Here is a 19658-nt window from a genome sequence, read left to right as displayed (position 1 = left end):
ACGCAGGGCCGGCGGGCGTGGCGTGCACGCCCGCCGGGGTCTGACGTGGAAGGGGTCAGAAGTGCATCTGCGCGCGCAGTTCGAAGATCTCCGGCGTGCTGTGCACGCCACGACGGCTGGCGTCGACCTTCACGTAGTTGGCCTGGAACTTGAAGTGGCTGGTCAGGTACCAGTTCGCACCCAACGTCAGGTCGTGCTGGCGGCCACCCAGGATGTCACCATCGTCGAGGTCCAGGCGGCTGTAACGCGCCACCAGTTCCACCGCACCGTAGTTGTGCGCCGGCTTGATGTTGGCCACCGCACCGGCGTTGTACGGCCGCGATTCGCCGGTCAGCACCCAGCTGGCCATCGCGTACTGGCCGCTGCCGGTGAAGTCGGGCTTGCCGTCATGGCGGGTGACCGTGGCGCGCAGCGCTTCGGCCTGCAGCGAGAACGGGCCGCGGATCCAGATGCCTTCCAGGCCGGTGCGGCGGATCTGGTCGGCGGTGACCAGCGCGCCGGAATCGACGTAGCGGATGTCGGTCAGGCCGGCTTCCGGGCGCGCGCGCAGGCGGGCGCTGGCCTCGTGGTGCACGTCGCGGCCATCGCTGTAGCCGCGTGGGTTCTCCTGCGAGTAGGCCAGGCCCAGGTGGATAACGTCACCCGGTGCCTTCACCGGCGTCCACACCGCACGCACCGCCTGGGTGGTGCCGGGGTTGTCGCCCTGCAGGTCCTTGCCGCCATAGGCGCCTGCCTGCAGCAGGTACTGCGGGCGCTCCAGCACCCATTCCACACCGGTACGGCGGCCTTCGTAGAAGGCCTGCACCGGCAGCGAGGTTTCCAGGAAGCTGCCGGCACGCGAAGAGGTGTTCGCATCCAGGCCGACCGGCGTCTTCATGTAGCCGAAGCGGAAGCGGCCGACGTCACGGCCGAAGAAGGCCTTGCTCTCGAAGCGCACGAACACGTCCAGCCAGGTATCGGCCTGGAAGTCGTAGTAGACCATCGCGTCGTACACGCCCTTCTTCTTCAGCGTCGCACCGAATTCCTTGCGGCGCACGGCGTCGTCGTCCTCGAGGCCACTGGCCGAGGAAAAGTCGTTGTAGTCGTAGGCGATGTTGGCGGTAGCGGCCAACTCGGTGCCGTCGCCGAAGGTGTACTTGGTCGGCCAGTTGTCGAAATCCGCAGCCGAAGCGAGGGCGGGTAGGGCGGCCAGCGACAGGGCCAGCAAGGTGGGATTCGGGCGCATGTTGGGTGCGGCTCTCTCAGATTGCGTGTGGACAGGACATCAGCGGCCGCAGGGGCCGAAACTTTCGCAGGGACATGCCCAGCCGTTCAGCCCGGGCCACCGGCCTTCCCGTTTCTGGGCGGTGCGGCGCCAGTGTAGGCACCTGTGCCACCTGAACCGGGGGGCTAGTACCAATAGGTTATCTGCGCCGGCGTGCCTGGCGCGTACAAAGGCGTCCATTGGTCGCACCCCCTGTGCGTGCAGTACAGGGCCTGCGGTCAGTTTCCACGGTAACGGCTCCCGTGCAGTCCCGGGGCCGTACGTGCCTGAAAACGCCCCTTCCGGAGTCCGCCATGCACATCCCGACCGCAGCACCGGTGCCTGCAAAGCCGTTGCCGATCTATCGCCAGCTGTACTTCCAGGTGATCGTGGCGATCGTCCTGGGTGCCATCCTCGGCCACTACGAACCGCTGGTCGGCGAGAAGATGAAGCCGCTCGGCGATGCCTTCATCAACCTGGTGAAGATGATCATCGCGCCGGTGATCTTCCTCACCATCGTCACCGGCATCGCCAGCATGACCCACCTGCGCACGGTGGGCCGGGTGTTCGCCAAGGCAATGGCGTACTTCCTGTTCTTCTCCACGCTGGCGCTGATTGTCGGAATGATCGTGGCGCACGTGGTGCAGCCCGGCGCGGGCATGAACATCAATCCGGCCGAGCTGGACCAGACCGCAGTGCACAGCTACGTCGAGAAGTCGCATGACCTGACCCTGGTCGGCTTCCTGATGGACATCATCCCGAAGACGCTGCTCAGCGCTTTTGTCGATGGCAACATCCTGCAGGTGCTGTTCGTGGCCGTGCTGTTCGGCATCGCGCTGGCGATGGTGGGCGACAAGGGCAAGCCGGTGCTGAACTTCCTGGAGGCGCTGGTCGCCCCGGTGTTCAAGCTGGTGCACATCCTGATGAAGGCCGCCCCGATCGGTGCCTTCGGTGCGATCGCCTTCACCATCGGCAAGTACGGCGTCGGCTCGCTGATCAACCTGGCCTGGCTGGTGGGCTCGTTCTACCTCACCGCGTTCCTGTTCGTCGCGGTGATCCTGGGCCTGGTCTGCCGCCTGTGCGGCTTCTCGGTGTTCAAGCTGGCGCGCTACCTGAAGGCCGAACTGCTGCTGGTGCTCGGCACCTCCTCGTCGGAGTCGGCGCTGCCGTCGCTGATGGAGAAGATGGAACGCGCCGGCTGCAGCAAGTCGGTGGTGGGCCTGGTGGTCCCGACCGGCTACTCGTTCAACCTGGACGGCACCAACATCTACATGACCCTGGCGGCACTGTTCATCGCCCAGGCCACCAACACCGAACTGACCCTGGGCCACCAGATCGCCCTGCTGCTGGTCGCCATGCTCAGCTCCAAGGGCGCGGCGGGTGTCACCGGCGCCGGTTTCATCACCCTGGCCGCCACCCTGGCCGTGGTGCCGGAGGTGCCGGTGGCTGGCATGGCGCTGATCCTGGGCGTGGACCGGTTCATGAGCGAATGCCGCTCGCTGACCAATTTCATCGGCAATGCGGTGGCCACCGTGGTGGTCTCGCGCTGGGAAGGCGCGCTGGACCGCAACCGCCTGCAGCTGGCGCTGGATGGCCGCGAGAGCGAACTGCCGCCGCCGGTCGATGCGCTGCCCGAGGCGCTGCCGGCCAAGGGCTGATCCAGGTGTGTGGTACCGCGGGGCCGATCACGTCAGTGGTACGGCCCCGCGGCGTTTCAGGGCGTCCCATGGCTGTCATGGGCAGCGCCGAAGCTGGTATCGCGGTACCGTCGCATACGGCACGGAATTGTGCGGTCGCAGCATGCTTGCGACAGGATAGCGACAGGTCCGGACGCTCCAACGGGGGTATCATCCCCTGTCCCTTCTGCCCATTCATGTAACCCACATCGATGTCCAACGAAGATTTCAAACAGGCCGCCCTCGATTACCACCGGATGTCCCCGCCGGGAAAGATCAAGGTTTCCGCTACCAAGCCCATGCTGACCCAGCGCGACCTGTCGCTGGCGTATTCGCCGGGCGTGGCGTACGCCTGTGAAGCGATCAAGGCCGACCCGCAGCAGGCCAGCGAGCTGACCGCCCGCGGCAACCTGGTGGCGGTGATCTCCAACGGCACCGCGGTGCTGGGCCTGGGCAACATCGGCGCGCTGGCCGGCAAGCCGGTGATGGAAGGCAAGGGCGTGCTGTTCCAGAAGTTCGCCGGCATCGATGTGTTCGACATCGAAGTGGATGAGACCGACCCGGACAAGCTGGTCGACATCATCGCCTCGCTGGAACCGACCTTCGGCGGCATCAACCTGGAGGACATCAAGGCGCCGGAATGCTTCGTGGTCGAGCGCAAGCTGCGCGAGCGCATGAAGATCCCGGTGTTCCATGACGACCAGCACGGCACGGCGATCATCGTCGGCGCGGCCGTGCTCAACGCGATGGCGATCACCGGCAAGAAGATCGAGGAAGTGAAGCTGGCGACCACGGGCATGGGCGCGGCCGGCATTTCCTGCGTGAACATGCTGGTGCAGCTGGGCCTGAAGCCGGAGAACATCCTGGCCTTCGATCGCGAGGGCGTGATCCACACCGGTCGTACCGACCTGGACCCGGAAAAGCAGCGCTATGCGCGTGACACCGACAAGCGCACCCTGGCCGAGATCGTCGACGGCGCGGACATTTTCCTGGGCCTGTCGGCACCGGGCATCCTGACCGCCGACATGGTCAAGACCATGGCGCCGGATCCGGTGATCTTCGCGCTGGCCAACCCGACCCCGGAAATCATGCCGGAGGTGGCGCGCGCTGCGCGTCCGGACGCGATCATCGGCACCGGCCGTTCGGACTACCCGAACCAGGTCAACAACGTGCTGTGCTTCCCGTACCTGTTCCGTGGTGCGCTGGACGTGGGCGCCACCGCGATCAACGAGGAAATGAAGATCGCCTGCGTGCGTGCCATCGCTGCACTGGCACGCCGTGCAGCCACCGACATGGGTTCGGCCTACGGCGGCGAGACCCCGAGCTTCGGCCGTGAATACCTGATCCCGCGCCCGTTCGACCGCCGCCTGCTGGTGGAACTGTCGGCCGCCGTGGCCCAGGCCGCGATGGATTCGGGCGTGGCCTCGCGCCCGATCGAGGACATGGGCGCCTACCGCGACAAGCTGGCCCAGTTCGTCTACCGCACCAGCCTGATGATGAAGCCGGTGTACGACCGCGCGCGCAGCGACAAGCAGCGCGTGGTGTACGCCGAGGGCGAAGAGGAAGTGGTGCTGCAGGCGGTGCAGAACGTGGTCGATGACGGCCTGGCGCATCCGATCCTGATCGGCCGCCCGGAAGTGATCGAGTCGCGCATCGAGCGCCTGGGCCTGCGCCTGAAGATCGGCGAGAACGTTGAAGTCACCAACATCAACGACGACCCGCGCTTCAACGAATACTGGCAGTACTACCACGGCCTGACCGGTCGTCGTGGCGTGACCGTGGCCGCGGCGAAGAACCTGATGCGTTCGCGCCCGACCCTGATCGCAGCGGTGATGGTGGCCCGTGGCGAGGCCGATGCGATGCTGACCGGCATCGTCGGCCGCTTCCACAAGAAGCTGGGCTACGTGCGCAGCGTGCTGCCGCTGGAGCCGAAGGTCACCTCGACCTCGGCGATGACCGGCGTGATCAACCAGCAGGGCGTGTTCTTCTTCGTCGATACCCACGTGCAGGAAGATCCGACCGCCGAGCAGCTGTGCGAGGCGACCCTGCAGGCGGCCTATCGCATGAAGCTGTTCGGCATCGAGCCGAAGGTGGCGCTGCTGTCGCACTCCAACTTTGGCAGCCATGATTCGAAGGATGCGCTGAAGATGCGCCAGGTGCGCGAGCTGCTGCTCAAGCGCAACCCGCGCCTGAACGTGGATGGCGAAATGCAGGGCGACACCGCATGGGATGAAGCGCTGCGCCAGAAGCTGCTGCCGGGCTCGACCCTGCAGGGCCGCGCCAACCTGTTTGTGCTGCCGAACCTGGAAGCGGCCAACATCGCTTACAACCTGGTGCGGGTGTTCACCGACGGCGTGGCGATCGGCCCGATCCTGATGGGCGTGAACAAGCCAGTGCACATCCTGACCACCAGCGCGACCTCGCGCCGGATCCTGAACATGACCGCCATTGCGGCGGTCGATGCGCAGATCAGGAAGCAGCTGGAAGCGGAAAAGAAGGCATAAGCCTTCTTTCCAGCGACAGCTGCGGAAACGCGCCCCACGGGGCGCGTTTTTGTTTCCGCGCAGCGGAAACGGGTAGTGCCGGCCGCTGGCCGGCAACCCCAATCGTGCTCAGATACACGACGGCAGCCGGCCAGCGGCCGGTCCTACTCCGGTCTGTGCCACACGCGCTACGTTGCCCGGTCATTTCCCTGCAACGCCGCTGCGGCCCAATACGCCCACGCGGCCCGGCCGTGGGAAGGGACCGGACCGGCCTTCCCACCCTGGGCCCGACCAACTTCCCATCGGCGAGGGTGTCATGCGCAATCGAGTGACGCGGCGGTACTTCCAGCAGCTGTTCGCGCTGTACGCCGGTTTCGTGCAGTCGCGCTGAGGCGTAGACGCCAGCGAGGTAGAGTCGACCGTTGGTCGACTATCGCGCGAAGCGCGGGGTTTTCGGGGGCTGGACGAAAGTCAGTCGACCAACAGTCGACTCTACGCAGTCGACTCTACCCAGTCGCGGCTATACCCAGTTGATCGCACAGTCAGCGCCGCTTGCCGCGGCGTGCAGGGGCCGGCGGCGGAGCGTCGGAACGCGGCTTGGCGTACTGCGCCCACAGCGCCGGCAGTGCCTTGCCGGTGTGCTTCTGCCACAGCGCCGGTGCATAGCGGCCGTCGCGCAGGGCCTTGTCCAGTGCCAGCACCAGGCCCGGATGTTCGGCGTCGGCCCATTTCAGGAACGCACCGGTGACACGGTAGCCGCTGTCGAAGTTCTGCCCCTTCTCGACCTTGCCCGGCAGTGCCCAGCCCGCAGCGGCATTGTCCATGCCGTAGCGGTCGCGTGCGTAGTCGGCGATGCCTTCCACCAGCCAACCCGGCACCCGTGCGTCGCCATAGCCCGGATAGCCCTGCACGATGTGCATGGCCTCATGGGTGACCAGGTCGATGTCGTTGGGGTGCTGCGCCAGCCAACCCGGGTTGATGGTGATCGTCGCGGCCTGGTCCTTGTCACCGACAAAGGCGATCCCGGTGTAGGCTGGGTCGATCACAATGCGCACCATCGACGGCGCGGCCGGGTGGAAGTCCGCACGTTCGCGCAGGTAGGCGAAGTAGAACGTATCGATCACCCGCTTTCGCTGCGGCGCGGCCAGGGCGCCACGGGCGTCCTGGTAGTTCAGCGTCACGCCATCGCGGGTCAGCTGCGCATCAAAGGCCTGGGTCTGGCCGAAGCTGGAGAAGGAAAGGGCAACAAGGGCCAGAGGCAGCAGACGGTAGCGCATGGGGCTCATTGTACGGCGCTGGGCGCCAACAGTTCGATCTCCGCCAGCGGCAGCCGGCCCGGTGCGGCCAGGCGCAGCCGATACTCGCTGTAACGACCGGGTTTGGCGATGCGGAACGGTCGGGTCTGGCGGGCAGACTCGAAGGCTTCGCCGCTGCGCTGGTCGAGCACGATCCAGCGGCCGTTGCCACTGCGCGCTTCCAGCGTCCATTCGCCGCCCTGGATGCGGCCGTCACCGCTGGTGAGCGTGTACATGGTCGGCGCGCCGTCGCCCAGGCCGGTCAGTGCGATGGTTGCGCCGCCGCCCAGGCCGACGGTGGTGGCTGCATCGTCATCGACCAGCGCCGGCAGGGCGCGGCCATCGGCCAGCGTCACCTTGGCGCCACTGCCGAGCAGGTCGTGCAGCAGCTGCGGGCGCTGGCCCCGCGCGGTCAGCGAGCGCGGCACGTCATCCACGCCGCTGCCCCAGCGCGACGGCTGCGGCCCCATCACGAAGTCCAGCGTCGCGCCCTTGGCGATCAGCTCGTGCGGCACCCAGGTCTTCGTCCACGGCTTGCCATTGATCTTCAGCGACTGCACGTAGACGTTCTCGCGTGAGTTGTTGGCCGCGTTCACGGTCAGCACCGCGCCGCCCTGCAGTTCCACCCTCGCATGTTCGAACGCCGGTGAACCGATCACGTACTCCGGGGCGCCCATGCGCAGCGGATACAGGCCCAGCGAAGCCAGCACGTACCACGCGGAGGTCTCGCCGTTGTCCTCGTCGCCCGGATAGCCCTGGCCGATCTCGCTGCCCACATACAGCCGCGACAGGATCTCGCGCACGTGCTGCTGGGTCTTCCACGGCTGCCCGGCGTACAGGTACATCCATGGGATGTGGTGCGCCGGTTGGTTGCTGTGTGCGTACATGCCCATGCGCACATCGCGCGCTTCGGTCATCTCGTGGATGGTGCCGCCGTAGGATCCGGCAAACGCGGGGTCGGCGGTTTCCGGGGTGGAGAAGAAGGCATCCAGCTTCGCTGCCAGCTTGTCACGGCCACCATAGAGCGCGGCGAGTCCTTCGCCATCGTGGGCGGCGGTGAAGGCGAAGGTCCAGCCATTGGATTCGGTGTAGTCGTGGCCCCACACGCGCGGGTCGTAGGCCTTGGCGTCCACGCGCCACTGGCCATCGGCCTTGCGGCCCTGGAAGAAGCCGGCGGCCGGATCGAACATCGTCGCGTAGCTGGCGGCGCGATGGCGGAAGTAGTCGGCCTCGGTGCTGTAGCGCTCGCGCGCGGCCGGCGTGGTCGCGCGCTTGGCCAGGGCCTCGGCCATGTTGGCGATGCCGAAGTCATTCAGTGCGCCTTCCATCGTCCACGACATGCCTTCGTGCACGTCCGCGCTGGCGTAGCCACGGAAGGTCGAACGGTCCATGCCCTTGCGGCCGACATGGCGGTCGGGGGGTACCACGGTCGCGTTCTTCAGCGCGGCGGCGTAGGCCTCGGCCGGATCGAAGCCGCCGATGCCCTTCAGCCACGCATCGGCGAAGGCCACGTCCGAACTGGTGCCGACCATCAGGTCGGCGTAGCCCGGCGACGACCAGCGTGCGATCCAGCCACCGGCACGGTACTGCTCGATGAAGCCCTGCACCATCTGCCCGGCATCGTCGGGCGTGAACAGCGCATAGGCTGGCCAGGTGGTGCGGAAGGTGTCCCAGAAGCCGTTGTTGACGAACACCTTGCCATCGCGCACGCCGGTGAAGCTGCGGTTCGCGCTGCCTTCGGTGTTGTCGTCGCTGGCGCTGGCCTGGTTGGCGTAGCGCCAGTCAGGCGCGGCCGCGCTGCCGGCATTCTCGTGGCCGGAGTTGGGATACAGGTACAGCCGGTACAGGCTGGAATACAAGGTGGTCTTCTGGTCGTCAGTGGCATCGCCGATGTCGAAGCGGGCCAGGCGCGCGTCCCATGCATCCTGCGCACGGCCCGCCACGCTTTCCAGCGTGTCGGCGGCGGAGATTTCCAGCGCCAGGTTGTGACGCGCCTGTTCCACCGAGATCAGCGAGGTCGCGATGCGCATCGTCACCTGCCGGTCGCTGCCAGCATCGAACTTGATGTAACCGGTCGGGCGGCCGGTGTCGAGGCGGCCGCTGCTGCGCCACGGCTTGTCGAAGCTGGCCACCACGTACATGCGGCTGGCGCCGTTGGACAGGCCACTGCGCGTATCGGTGTAGCCGCTGAGGGTCTGCGTGGCCGTGTCCAGGGTCAGGCCACCACGCGCATCGACATTGTCGAACAGCAGGTTGGCGTCGCCGCCCTCGGGGAACTCGAAGCGGAACAGCGCAGCATGGTCGGTCGGTGCGATGGCAGCAGCGATGCCATTGTCGAAGCGCACGTCGTAGCGGTAGGGGCGCGCGCTTTCATGACGGCGGTCGAACGACAGCGCGCGCTTGCGGCGGTCGGCGTCCGGCACGCCACGGCTGGCCGAGGGCATCACCTGGAAGGTCTGGCGGTCGCCCATCCACGGGCTGGGCTGGTGGCTCAGTGCCAGTGCCTGCAGCTGCGGGCGGTTCTGCGCATCGTTCTGTTCGTTCCAGCGGTACAGCCAGTTCAGTGCGCCGGCGTCGGTCACCGGGGTCCAGAAGTTGAACCCGTGCGGCACCGCCGTGGCCGGGAAATTGTTGCCGCGCGAGAAGGTGCCGTTGGCCTGGGTCCCGCGGGTGGTCAGCACCCAGTCGGAGACGCGCTGCGGCCGCTGCCGCGGTTGGGCATCCAGGCGCACGTCATCAATCCAGCCAGAGACCGGCGCGCCCTCGGCACTGGCTACCTCCAGCTCGATCGCAACCACGCGGCGGCCCTTCAGCGTGGGCACGTCGCCCAGCCGCACTGCCTTGCGGGCCCATTGTTGCGGGTACAGCGTCTTCGATTCGCCCTGCGCGCGTGCGCCGATCGCCACGCCATGCTGGTCGCGTGCCGCACCGGCCGAAACGCGGCTGCCATCGTCCAGCAGCAGGTCCAGCGATACATAGGTCGAGGCGACGGTGTCCTTGCCGACGATTTCCGGCAGCACCAGCCACGACAGCGTGGTATCGGCCTCGATGGGCAGGTCGGCCTTGAACAGTTCGCGCCGCGCGCTGCCGCCTTCGCTGCTGTAGCGCAGCGCATGCAGGCCGCTGTAGCCGGCGTTGCGCTTGGCGGCGTAGGGCGCGGCCGGTCCATTGCCGATCGTGACCTGAAGCGCACCGGTGGCCTGCGCCGGTACAGGTTCGCCCGGTTCGAACGAGGTCTGCAGCCCCTGCGCCCGCGCCGGCATCGCAGTGGTCGCACAGGCCAGGGCCAGGGCGAGCGGAAGCAGGGCGCGGCGCGGATCGGACAGGGTCATGCAAGGGTCTCCCGGAAGGGCTGGCGGCGGGCGAACCCGCATCGGCGGACACCACGGACAGCATCGCTCCGCCCGCCAAGCTGGCAGTGGAAGAGGCGATGCCGGTCCGGTGGGGGCGGGCCATGCGATCGGGTTGGATTGGGTGGGTCGGGGTGCGACCTGGCCCGATCCTGCAACAGCCGCCGCGCGCTGGCAAGTGCCATTTAGTTCGATCCAAATGCGGGAAATATCGCTGGAGTCGATTCTGGCGAGCGAACCTGCCGGAACGACCGCGAAATCCCCGGAATCGCCGCCGCCCGGCGTGTGGTGGGGAGATGCGAGGCATCGGCGGCGGCGTGCAAAGGCCCGTTGCGGGGCAATGTCGTTGCGGCCCAGATGCTAGAATCACGGGCCTCGCAACCCGTTCACCGAATCCGCCATGAGCCATACCGCCACCGCGCCCGCCAACGCCGAGAAGCGCTACACCGTGCACCGCAGCGATCTGCCGTTGAGCTGCCCGACCCCGGAAATGGCGCTGTGGAACTCGCATCCGCGCGTGTACCTGCCGATCGAAGACGAGCCCAACGGCGAAGCGCAGTGCCCGTACTGCGGTTCCGTGTTCGTGCTGGCCGACTAAACGGCGGCCCCTTCGATGCGCCGATTGACCGTGGTGCAGTTGCTGCCGGCGCTGCACTCCGGTGGTGTCGAGCGCTCGACCCTGGAAATCGCTGCGGCCCTGGTTGCCGCCGGCCATCGCGCGCTGGTGGTGTCTGCCGGTGGCCGCTTGGTGCAGCCGCTGCTGGACAGTGGTGCCGAGCACCTCACCCTGGATATCGGCCGCAAGTCGCTGCTGACCCTGCGCCATCTGCCGACCCTGCGCCGGCTGTTTGCCGAAGTTGGTGCGGACATCGTGCATGCCCGTTCGCGGCTGCCGGCCTGGTTGGGCCTGTACGCGATCCGCGCCATGCCCGCCGCACAGCGCCCGCATTGGGTGACCACCGTGCACGGGTTGAACTCGCCCAGCCGCTACAGCGCGGTGATGACCAGTGGCGAACGCGTGATCTGCGTGTCCAACACCGTGCGCGCCTACGTGCAACGCCATTACCCGACGGTGCCGGAAGAAAAACTGCGGGTCATACCGAGAGGTGTCGACGTCAACCAGTTCCCGCGCGTGGCGCGCGCCGACCGCCGCCCGCGGCTGGCGCTGGCGGCCGACTACCCGTGGCTGGCCCAGGTCGAAGGCCCGCTGCTGCTGCTGCCGGGGCGCGGCACCCGGCTGAAGGGCCACACCCACGCGCTGCAGCTGCTGGCCGACGTGCGTGCCGCCGGCGTGCCTGCCCAGCTGTGGATGCTGGGCACCGACGAACCCGGGCGCGAGGCCTACGTGGCTGACCTGCGCCGCCAGGCCGCGGCACTGGGCGTGGCCGAGGCCGTACAGATCAGCACGCCTACCGTCCGCATCGCCCAGGCCTACGCCGCCAGCGATCTGGTGCTGCAGCTGTCGGACAAGCCGGAAGCCTTTGGCCGCACCGTGGTCGAGGCGCTGTCGGTCGGTCGCCCGGTGCTGGGCTGGGACCACGGTGGCGTCGGCGAACTGCTGCTGCAGCTGCAGCCCAGCGGTGCGGTGCCGCTCGGCGACGCGCGCGCGCTGGGTGAACGTGCGCTGGCCCTGCTGGCGCAGCCGCCGTCCCTGCCGACCCGCATCCCGTTTACCCTGCAGGCCATGCAGCGCGATACCCTCCGCCTCTATGCCGATCTCGCCGGCTGACCCCGCTGCCATCGTGCGCGACGACCGTGCCGGGCGCTGGGCGCCCTGGTGGGTGCTGGCGTACGTGGCGATGTGGCCGCTGCCGGGCATTGCCGAAACCGTGCTGGGCCTTGGCGCGGTCTATGCTGCCGCGCGCATGGTGATGCGCCGGCTGCAGCGCCGCCCGCACCTGTTGAGCACGGCGGCGTGGGCGCTGACCTCGATCCTGTTCCTCGGCTACTGGCTGCCGCAGGCGTTTTCGGCCATCGATGCGATCGACCCTTCGGCCTCGTGGACCAAGGCGGCCGCCGGACTGCGCTACCTGCCCTTCATGTGGCTGGTGGCGATTGCGGTGGCCACGCCGGAACGGCGGCGCTTGACCTTCGGTGGCCTGGCGCTGATCACCGGCGTGTGGACGCTGGACGCGCTGGTGCAGGCGCTGGCTGGCACCAGCCCGTGGTTCTGGTCGCTGGAACACCTGAAGCTGGCCGTGAGTGGCCACGCGTTGTGCCCGGCCGACGAAGCCGCACTGGCCGACCGCCTCAGTGGCGCGCTTGGGCCCTGCAATCTGAAATTCGGCCAGGTGCTGGCCAGCCTGTCACCGTTCCTGCTGCTGCCGATGGCGCAGCGTTTGGGCAATGCAGGGTGGCTGCTGGCCGCTGCAACACTGGGGTGCGTGCTGCTGCTGGCAGGTTCGCGCGCCTCGTGGATCACCTTTGTGCTGGTGCTGGCCTACAGCGGCGTGCGCCAGTTCGGCTGGAAGCGGCTGCTGCTGCTGGCCCTGGTGGCAGCGCTGGGTACGGCCGCACTGACAGCGGGCGTGCCGCAGCTGCGCGAGCGTGTCGCGCGCACGGCGCAGGCATGGAACGAAGACGGGCAGGGCGTTGACGAGGCGCTTTCGGGGCGCGCGCGCATCTGGACCGCAGCGGTGTGCATGATCGAGGAGCATCCGGTCAACGGTGTCGGTGCGCGCGGCTTCCGCGATGCGTATCCGGCCTGCGTGTCAGATGAGGGTCCCGCCGTGTGGGGCAGCCAACCGGCGTTGCACGCCCACCAGATCGTGCTGGAAATCCTTGCCGAGACCGGCGTTCTGGGCCTGCTGCTGTGGTTGGCGGCGGTGGCGCAGGCCTGGCGGGCGTGGCGCTATGCCCCGGCGGCTGCGCATGATCGCGCCCGACCGGCAATGCTGGCGCTGGCGGTTACGGTGTTCCCGCTCAATACGCACCTGGCGTTCTATTCCGCGTTCTGGGGTGGCCTGACGGTGCTGCTGGCAGCCCTGTTCGCCGGCAGCCTGCTGGCCCGCGACGCAGATGATTCCTCGCCGGTGACGTGACCGCGCATCCGCGCATGGTAGGGATCAACCATGGAGTCGATCAGTAGATCCACGCCATGCGTGGATGAGGCTTTCCCGACCTGAACACGGTGACATCTCCACTATCGGTGCCCCGGCAGTTCGCGCACGCTGGAGGCATGGCCAGCCCCAGACTTCGCTACGGTCGGTATTCCCGATCCGGCAACGTTTATTCATTGACCACAGCAACCCTCGGCCGCGAACCGTTGTTCGCCGATGCGGCAAACGTGGCGATCCTTATCGACACCCTGCGCTTCGTAGAGCGCAAGGGCTTCAGCCACAGCCTCGCCTGGGTGGTCATGCCCGACCATCTGCACTGGCTGATGGAGCTGCGCGGAGGAACCCTGGCCGAGTGTATGGCCCTGCTCAAATCACGCAGCAGCCGACTGCTGAACCGGCGATTGCAGCGACGAGGGGCGCTGTGGCAGCACGGTTACCACGATCATGCCGTACGCAGCGATGAATCCCTTCATGAGAAGGCGATGTACATCCTGACCAATCCGGTCCGTGCGGGCCTGGCCGGCACGTTGGGTGAGTACCCGCACGCATGGTGCCGTTGGCCGTTGTAGGTGCCGGCACCCGGATGTAGAGCATCCACGCATGGCGTGGATCTACTTCAGAATGCTCCGCGTCATCAAATCCACGCCATGCGTGGACGAAACCCTCCCGCCCCACCGTTATTTGTAGAAATCACTCCGGCCACCGGGCTGGCGCTTGAAGCGGCGGTGGATCCACAGGTACTGGTCGGGAGCCTCGCGCACCATCGCTTCGATGGCCTGGTTGACCCGCGTGGTATCGGCTTCCACATCCTCGCTGGGGAAGTTCTCCAGCGGCGCGCCGATCTTCAGGAAGTACTTTCCGCCTTCGCGCCGGTGGAAGTACGGAATCACCGCACAGCCGGTCATGCGCGCCAGCTGATGGGTGGCGGTGATGGTCGAAGCGGTGTGGCCGAAGAACGGCACGAACACGGTGTCCTTGCCCCGCATGTCCTGGTCTGGCGCGTACCAGAGGAAGCCGCCCTTCTTCAGGTGGCGCACGGTCGCGCGGATGTCCTCGTTGGCGAACATCGCCTTGGCATAGCGCAGGCGGCCGAACTTCACCGCCCACTCGTACACCGGGTTCTTGTGCTTGCGGTACATGCCGGAAAGATCGACGTAGTCGCACAGCAGGCGGCCGCACATTTCCAGGGTCATGAAGTGGCCGGAGACCAGCAGGACGCCGCGGCCTTCGGCCTGCATCTGCCGCAGGTGCTCCAGGCCTTCGATCCGTACCTGCGGGCGGATGCTGTCGATGCTGCCCCACCAGGCGCGGATGCACTCGAACACGCCGACGCCCAGCGCATCGAAACTGTCGCGCACCAGGCGCTGCCGCCACGCCTCGTCCTTCTCCGGGAAGCACAGCTGCAGATTGACCTCGGCGGCGCGGCGGCGGCTGCCGAGCAGGCGCCAGGTGATCCAGCCGACGCCCCGGCCCAGCGCGCGCTGCAGCATCCACGGCAGGCGGGCGATGGCGAAGGCGCCGAACATGGCGGCGAACATCGGCCAGTTGCGCGGATCGCGCAGCGACGGGCGGACGGCGGTGGAGGCATCTGACATGGGGTCATTCTACCAAGGCGGCCGCGTGTCTTTCCCGGGGGGCTCCCGTATCCTTGCCGCATGCGTAAAGACCCTGTCGAATGGATCCTGCGCGGCCTGTACTCGGTCGTGCTCTACATCCTGCTGCCGATCACCGTGTACCACCTGGTCTGGCGCGGCTTCCGGGTCCGTGAGTACTTCCGGCGTTGGGACGAACGCTACGCCTCCTATCCGCAGCCGACCGGCCAGCCACGGGTGTGGCTGCACGCGGTCTCGGTGGGCGAGGTCAATGCCGCCGCGCCGCTGGTCAACGCCCTGCGCCAGCAGCGCCCGGACATCCGCTGGGTCATCACCACCATCACTCCGACCGGCTCCGAGCGCGTGCGTGCGCTCTGGGGCGACGCGCTGGACCATGTCTACCTGCCGTACGACGTGCCGGGCAGCGTCAATCGCTTCCTCGGCCATTTCCAGCCCAGCCTGGCGCTGATCCTGGAAACCGAGTTGTGGCCGAACATGCTGTTCGGCTGCCGTGACCGTGGCGTTCCGGTCTACATCCTCAATGCCCGGTTGTCGGCGCGTTCGCTGCGCGGCTACCGGCTGCTGGCCGCATTGATCCGCCGCGCCCTGCGCACCGTCACCTGCGTGGCCGCGCAGTCGCAGGACGATGCCGAGCGCTTCGTGCAGCTGGGGGCGGAGCCCGGCCAGGTGCAGGCACTGGGCAACCTGAAGTTCGACATCACCACGCCGGACGTGCAGGGCTTCGTCGAACAGTTCCATGCACGGGTGCCGGGCGCGCGCCCGGTATGGATCGCCGCCAGTACCCATGATGGCGAAGAACAGGCGGTGATCGACCTGCACCGCCGCCTGCGCCAGCAGCATCCGGATCTGCTGCTGCTGTGGGCACCGCGCCATCCCGAACGTTTCCCCAAGGTGGAAGCGCTGGCGCGCGAACAGGGCTGGAGCGTGGCGACCCGCCGCGTGGACCAGTGGCCGCGCGCCGCCACAGACGTGTTCGTCATCGACACCCTCGGCGAGCTGATGCCGTTCTACGCCTGCGCCCAGGTCGCCTTCGTCGGCGGCAGCCTGCAGGCCATCGGTGGCCACAACCTGCTGGAGCCCGCTGCGATGGGAACCGCGGCGGTGACCGGCCCGCACCTGCACAACTTCGCGGAAATCTCCCGGCGCATGCGCGAGGCCGGTGCGCTGCTGATTGGCGAAGATGTGCAGGCAGTGGGCGACCTGCTGCAGCATCTGCTTGAAGATGCGCAGGCCCGCGAAGACATGGCGCGTGCGGGCTGCACGTTGGTCAGCAATGGCCGTGGCGCGCTGCAGCGCACGCTTGCGCTGGTCGCACCGCACCTGCCACCACCGCGCGAGTGATCCCGGCAGCGCGGCGTCGGCGGCGCTGTGCAGCGTTGTCGTGATCAACTTCATCAATTCTGCTTAGCAACGATTTTTCTGTCGTTGCTGGACCGACCCTGCCGATGGCAGCGTGCCTGCCATCACATCGTGGCGCACGCAGCACCGATTCTGATTCCGCAGGACGACGCAGGCTGCCAGCCTGCTGTCGACCGCGCTTGGGCGGATATCAAGGGAACTTGCGATGGACGGCGACAGGGGCAGGGACGGCACCGGTGGGGCGCGCTTGGGGATGGACCACCTGGCTGTGGTGGCACTGACGCTGCTGGTGGGCGGCAGCGTGATCGCGCTGGTGGGCCAGCACACGGCGGCACAGGCTGGCCCGGCCATCGTACTGAGCCTGTTGCTGGCCGCACTGGGGGCTGGCCTGGTGCTGTGCTGCCTGCAGGATCTGGTGCTGCGACTGCCGGCGGCCGATGGCCTGTACGGGCTGTTGGCCGCCAGCTGGGGGCCACGGGTGGCCATCGTTCTGGGCGCGATCCTGTTGCTTGAGCTGACGGCGACCACGGCGGGCGCGGCACAGTCCATGGCCCGCCATGTACATGCCGTGCTGGCTACCGGAGGCCTCCATGCCAACGACTGGCTGCCCGTGCAGGTAGCGGCGGCCATGGGTCTGCTGTTGTTGAGCGCGCTCGCGTTGCTGCCGCCGCGGGGTGTGGCTCTGGCGGCCTGTGCGCTGCTGACGGTGAAGATCGGTGTGGGGGTGTTGCTGCTGGCGCTGGCGGCGCGTCACGTGCACTACGGGCATTGGATTCCCTGGCTGCCTCCGGCGACCGCACCGTATCGCTTCGGGCTGGGGGGCGTGCTGGCGGCTGCGGTGCCGCTGCTGGGCATATTTGCCAGCGTGGGCCTGGCACTGGGCTTTCCTGCGCTGCGCCGCCAGGGCGCGATGTGGCAGCCGGCGGTGCTGGCGCTGGTCTCGTTGCTGGCGATGCTGCTGCTGATCGTGCTGGCAGCATTGCAGGCCGGGCTGGTCGAATTTTCCGCGCTCGCCAGTACCCGGCCACTGGCGGTTGCGCTGCAGGTGCACCCCCAGCTGCAGTGGATGCTGCCATTGTTGCCCCTGGCCGGGGCAGCGGGCCTGGCCGCCCTGCAGTTGGTGCTGCTGATGCTGGCCGTCCGGTTGGCCACATCGTTGTGGCCCCGCGCAGCTGACGCGGCGGGACGATCCCGCACGCGCCTGAGCGCAATGGTGGTTGCGCTGCCGGCGGTGATGCTGGTGCTGGGGCTGCCGCAGGGCACCTTGCCGGCGCTGCCGGGTCCGGCAACGCTGGTGGTCATGGCAGCGCTGTGCCTGGCGGTGCTGCGGCGTCGGGATGACACCCGGCAAGGCGCAGCCGGCTGCGGGCTGATGATGTCGATGCTGGCCCCCTTGGCAGCCGTGCTGTGCGCGCTCGCGGCGTTGGAACGCCTGCGCGCATGGCCGGGCTGACGGTTCGTGGGGCCACGCCGGGGCGCGCGCGTGTGGATGCAGCATCTGCAAAAAAGCCACCCTCGCGGGTGGCTTTTTAGTTGCAGGGGCGACGACTCAGTGCGTGGTCGTGGCCGGGTTGCCCGCGTCCTGGGTCAGCAGCCGATTGACGTCCTGCAGTTCGGCCACGTCCAGCGCACCCAGCGACTGGCTCAGCAGCAGGCGGTTCTGCAGGAAGGTGTAGCGGGCCTGGGCATAGTCCAGCTGTGCCGAGAACAGGATGCGCTGGTTCTGGATCACATCCAGCACGGTACGGGTACCGACTTCCAGGCCGACCTGCGAAGCGTCGTACGCGCTCTGCGCCGAGACCACCGCCAGGCGGCGGGCTTCCACTTCGCTGATGCCCTGAACCAGGGTCTGGTAGGCATTGCGGGTATTGCGATCCAGGGCACGCTTCTGCTGCTCGTAGCCGTCCTGGGCGATGTCACGCTGCGCCAGCGCCTGGCGCACGCCGGACTGGGTGGCACCACCGGAGAAGATCGGCACGCTCAGGGTCAGGCCGATGCTGTTGGTGCGCGCATCCGGTGACAGCGAGCCGGCACCGGTGCTGTCGCCCCAGGTGGCGCTCTTGCCCCAGCTGCCGCCCAGCGACAGGGTCGGGTAATGACCACCACGGGCAGCCTGCACGCCGGCTTCAGCGGCACTGACCTTCAGCTCCTGCGCCTTCAGCGCCGGATTCTGGGTCGTAGCCTGCTGCACCAGCTCGTCGATGTTGCCGCGGTTGGCCGGCACTTCCGGGCGGAAGTCCGCCGGCAGGCCACGCAGGTTGGTCACCGGCTGGCCGGTCAGTTCGGTCAGGGCCTGGTAGTTATCGGCCAGGGTGTTCTGCGCAATGATGGTGTTGGCGCGCGCCTGGTCGTACTGGGCGCGTGCTTCGTGCACGTCGGTGATCGGCGCCAGGCCCACTTCCAGGCGCTTGTCGGCGAAGTCGAACTGCTTCTTCGCGGCAGCTTCATTGGTCTGTGCGGCGTTCAGCGATTCGATCGCCACCAGCACGTTGAAGTAGGCCGCCGAGGTGCGCACGATCAGGTTGTCGTTGGCCGATTCGAGGGTGAAGTCCGCCGCCTTGCTCAGCTCACGCTGCGAGCGCAGGTTGTTGATCTGGGTCCAGTTGAACAGCGTCTGGCTGCCGTCGATCGTGTAGGTGCGGCGCTTGTTGGTGAACGAGCCGGAGTTGGCGTCGGCGTTCGGCTCGCTGCGCGTGCGGTTCAGCGCGGCCTGGCCGTTGATCTGCGGCAGCAGGGCGGCACGCGCCTGCACGGCGCCTTCCTTGTCGTACAGCCGGGTCGATTCGGCGGCCGACAGCTGCGGATCGCCGTTGCGGGCCATTTCGTAGACCTGCAGCAGGTCGGCGGCATGGGCGGACAACGGCAGCAGGGCAGTGGCCAGCGCAACAGCGAGGGATCGGCGGATCATTGCGGCTTCCTTGGACTCAGAGGTGGAACTGGGGGGCCGGGGCGGCACCACGCAGGTAATCGATATCGGTCTCGAACAGGGACTCGGAGCTACCGTCGGCCTTGACCAGCAGGGCCTCCATCGCCGGCGAGCGGCCGTGGATCACGAACAGGCGGCCACCCGGACGCAGCCACGAGGCGAACTGTGACGGCACCACGTCGACCGCACCAGTGACACAGATCACGTCAAAGCGGCGTTCGGTCTGCCAGGACAGGGCATCGGCCACTTCCACGCGGACGTTGGTGCCCAGGCCGGAGGCGTCCAGGCGGGCACGCGCAGCGGAGGCCAGCTCAGGGTCGATTTCCAAGCTCAGCACATCGCGCGCCAGCGCGCCGATGCAGGCCGACAGGAAGCCGCTGCCCGTGCCGATTTCCAGCACTTCGTCACCCGGCTGCAGGTCCAATGCCTGCAGGGTACGGCCCTCGATGACCGGCTTCATCATCTTCTGGCCGTGGCCGATCGGCAGTTCGACATCGGCGTAGGCCAGTGCCCGGTGCGCGTCGGCGACAAAGGCCTCGCGTGGCAGGCGGGCCAGGACGTCGAGCACCTTGATGTCCAGCACGTCCCAGGGACGGATCTGCTGTTCCACCATCAGTTCGCGGGCGTGGGCGTAATCAATCGTCATGAGGTTCA

14 protein-coding genes are annotated in these 19658 nt (G+C 67.6%); 8 read left to right on the top strand and 6 right to left on the bottom strand.

What is annotated here, in order from left to right:
• Positions 1–55 precede the first annotated feature (55 nt).
• Complete coding sequence (locus tag ACSYHF_RS16805; protein WP_005419152.1) at positions 56–1225, bottom strand: OprO/OprP family phosphate-selective porin; 1170 nt, start codon at positions 1223–1225, stop codon at positions 56–58.
• Between the two features lie 332 nt (positions 1226–1557).
• Here ACSYHF_RS16805 and ACSYHF_RS16800 point away from each other — a divergent pair, with 332 nt between their 5' ends.
• Positions 1558–2901, top strand: a complete 1344-nt coding sequence (locus tag ACSYHF_RS16800; protein ID WP_005419151.1) for a dicarboxylate/amino acid:cation symporter — start codon at positions 1558–1560, stop codon at positions 2899–2901.
• A gap of 230 nt (positions 2902–3131) precedes the next feature.
• On the top strand, positions 3132–5423 hold the full coding sequence (locus ACSYHF_RS16795; RefSeq protein WP_005419150.1) for an NADP-dependent malic enzyme: 2292 nt from the start codon (positions 3132–3134) through the stop codon (positions 5421–5423).
• A 521-nt stretch (positions 5424–5944) separates the two neighbouring features.
• Here the strand turns inward: ACSYHF_RS16795 and ACSYHF_RS16790 are convergent.
• On the bottom strand, positions 5945–6688 hold the full coding sequence (locus tag ACSYHF_RS16790; RefSeq protein WP_032954509.1) for a basic secretory protein-like protein: 744 nt from the start codon (positions 6686–6688) through the stop codon (positions 5945–5947).
• Positions 6685–10029: a GH92 family glycosyl hydrolase gene (locus ACSYHF_RS16785; protein WP_447575829.1), complete on the bottom strand. Its 3345-nt coding sequence runs from the start codon at positions 10027–10029 to the stop codon at positions 6685–6687. Before ACSYHF_RS16785 ends, ACSYHF_RS16790 begins: the two co-directional genes overlap by 4 nt.
• Before the next feature lie 418 nt (positions 10030–10447).
• Between ACSYHF_RS16785 and ACSYHF_RS16780 the strand changes: the two genes are divergently transcribed.
• From ACSYHF_RS16780 to ACSYHF_RS16765, 4 genes are all read left to right on the top strand, one after another.
• Entirely contained in the window at positions 10448–10645 is a 198-nt protein-coding gene (locus ACSYHF_RS16780; RefSeq protein ID WP_005410967.1) for a zinc-finger domain-containing protein, read from the top strand.
• Between the two features lie 15 nt (positions 10646–10660).
• Complete coding sequence (locus ACSYHF_RS16775; RefSeq protein ID WP_069139227.1) at positions 10661–11776, top strand: glycosyltransferase; 1116 nt, start codon at positions 10661–10663, stop codon at positions 11774–11776.
• Positions 11757–13088, top strand: a complete 1332-nt coding sequence (locus tag ACSYHF_RS16770) for an O-antigen ligase family protein (protein WP_447575828.1) — start codon at positions 11757–11759, stop codon at positions 13086–13088. The genes ACSYHF_RS16775 and ACSYHF_RS16770 overlap by 20 nt, the downstream gene beginning before the upstream one ends.
• 137 nt (positions 13089–13225) lie before the next feature.
• Complete coding sequence (locus ACSYHF_RS16765; RefSeq protein WP_262222013.1) at positions 13226–13675, top strand: REP-associated tyrosine transposase; 450 nt, start codon at positions 13226–13228, stop codon at positions 13673–13675.
• Positions 13676–13783: 108 nt separating this feature from the next.
• Here ACSYHF_RS16765 and ACSYHF_RS16760 read toward each other — a convergent pair whose 3' ends face one another.
• A complete protein-coding gene (locus ACSYHF_RS16760; RefSeq protein ID WP_005419134.1) occupies positions 13784–14701 on the bottom strand; it encodes an LpxL/LpxP family Kdo(2)-lipid IV(A) lauroyl/palmitoleoyl acyltransferase in 918 nt (305 codons plus the stop codon).
• 60 nt (positions 14702–14761) lie between these two features.
• On the opposite strand from ACSYHF_RS16760, the gene waaA reads away from it, so the two are divergent.
• Both waaA and ACSYHF_RS16750 read left to right on the top strand, forming a co-directional pair.
• Complete coding sequence (gene waaA, locus ACSYHF_RS16755; RefSeq protein WP_447575827.1) at positions 14762–16060, top strand: lipid IV(A) 3-deoxy-D-manno-octulosonic acid transferase; 1299 nt, start codon at positions 14762–14764, stop codon at positions 16058–16060.
• Positions 16061–16331: 271 nt separating this feature from the next.
• Positions 16332–17531: an amino acid transporter gene (locus ACSYHF_RS16750; protein ID WP_375367194.1), complete on the top strand. Its 1200-nt coding sequence runs from the start codon at positions 16332–16334 to the stop codon at positions 17529–17531.
• Between the two features lie 96 nt (positions 17532–17627).
• On the opposite strand, the gene ACSYHF_RS16745 is transcribed toward ACSYHF_RS16750, so the two are convergent.
• Entirely contained in the window at positions 17628–18986 is a 1359-nt protein-coding gene (locus tag ACSYHF_RS16745) for a TolC family outer membrane protein (protein ID WP_005419128.1), read from the bottom strand.
• A gap of 16 nt (positions 18987–19002) precedes the next feature.
• Positions 19003–19650, bottom strand: a complete 648-nt coding sequence (locus tag ACSYHF_RS16740) for a protein-L-isoaspartate O-methyltransferase family protein (protein ID WP_111129272.1) — start codon at positions 19648–19650, stop codon at positions 19003–19005.
• Positions 19651–19658 lie beyond the last annotated feature (8 nt).

The organism is Stenotrophomonas maltophilia group sp. P373, assembly GCF_053295075.1.
The sequence above is the reverse complement of the archived record's forward strand: the minus strand, read 5'-3'. Positions and strand labels throughout refer to the sequence as shown.

Bases quoted from the DNA above. Each gene is read 5' to 3' on its own strand.
- ACSYHF_RS16805 (WP_005419152.1), bottom strand. From the start codon at position 1,225: ATGCGCCCGAATCCCACCTTGCTGGCCCTGTCGCTGGCCGCCCTACCC.
- ACSYHF_RS16800 (WP_005419151.1), top strand. From the start codon at position 1,558: ATGCACATCCCGACCGCAGCACCGGTGCCTGCAAAGCCGTTGCCGATC.
- ACSYHF_RS16795 (WP_005419150.1), top strand. From the start codon at position 3,132: ATGTCCAACGAAGATTTCAAACAGGCCGCCCTCGATTACCACCGGATG.
- ACSYHF_RS16790 (WP_032954509.1), bottom strand. From the start codon at position 6,688: ATGAGCCCCATGCGCTACCGTCTGCTGCCTCTGGCCCTTGTTGCCCTT.
- ACSYHF_RS16785 (WP_447575829.1), bottom strand. From the start codon at position 10,029: ATGACCCTGTCCGATCCGCGCCGCGCCCTGCTTCCGCTCGCCCTGGCC.
- ACSYHF_RS16780 (WP_005410967.1), top strand. From the start codon at position 10,448: ATGAGCCATACCGCCACCGCGCCCGCCAACGCCGAGAAGCGCTACACC.
- ACSYHF_RS16775 (WP_069139227.1), top strand. From the start codon at position 10,661: ATGCGCCGATTGACCGTGGTGCAGTTGCTGCCGGCGCTGCACTCCGGT.
- ACSYHF_RS16770 (WP_447575828.1), top strand. From the start codon at position 11,757: ATGCCGATCTCGCCGGCTGACCCCGCTGCCATCGTGCGCGACGACCGT.
- ACSYHF_RS16765 (WP_262222013.1), top strand. From the start codon at position 13,226: ATGGCCAGCCCCAGACTTCGCTACGGTCGGTATTCCCGATCCGGCAAC.
- ACSYHF_RS16760 (WP_005419134.1), bottom strand. From the start codon at position 14,701: ATGTCAGATGCCTCCACCGCCGTCCGCCCGTCGCTGCGCGATCCGCGC.
- waaA (WP_447575827.1), top strand. From the start codon at position 14,762: ATGCGTAAAGACCCTGTCGAATGGATCCTGCGCGGCCTGTACTCGGTC.
- ACSYHF_RS16750 (WP_375367194.1), top strand. From the start codon at position 16,332: ATGGACCACCTGGCTGTGGTGGCACTGACGCTGCTGGTGGGCGGCAGC.
- ACSYHF_RS16745 (WP_005419128.1), bottom strand. From the start codon at position 18,986: ATGATCCGCCGATCCCTCGCTGTTGCGCTGGCCACTGCCCTGCTGCCG.
- ACSYHF_RS16740 (WP_111129272.1), bottom strand. From the start codon at position 19,650: ATGACGATTGATTACGCCCACGCCCGCGAACTGATGGTGGAACAGCAG.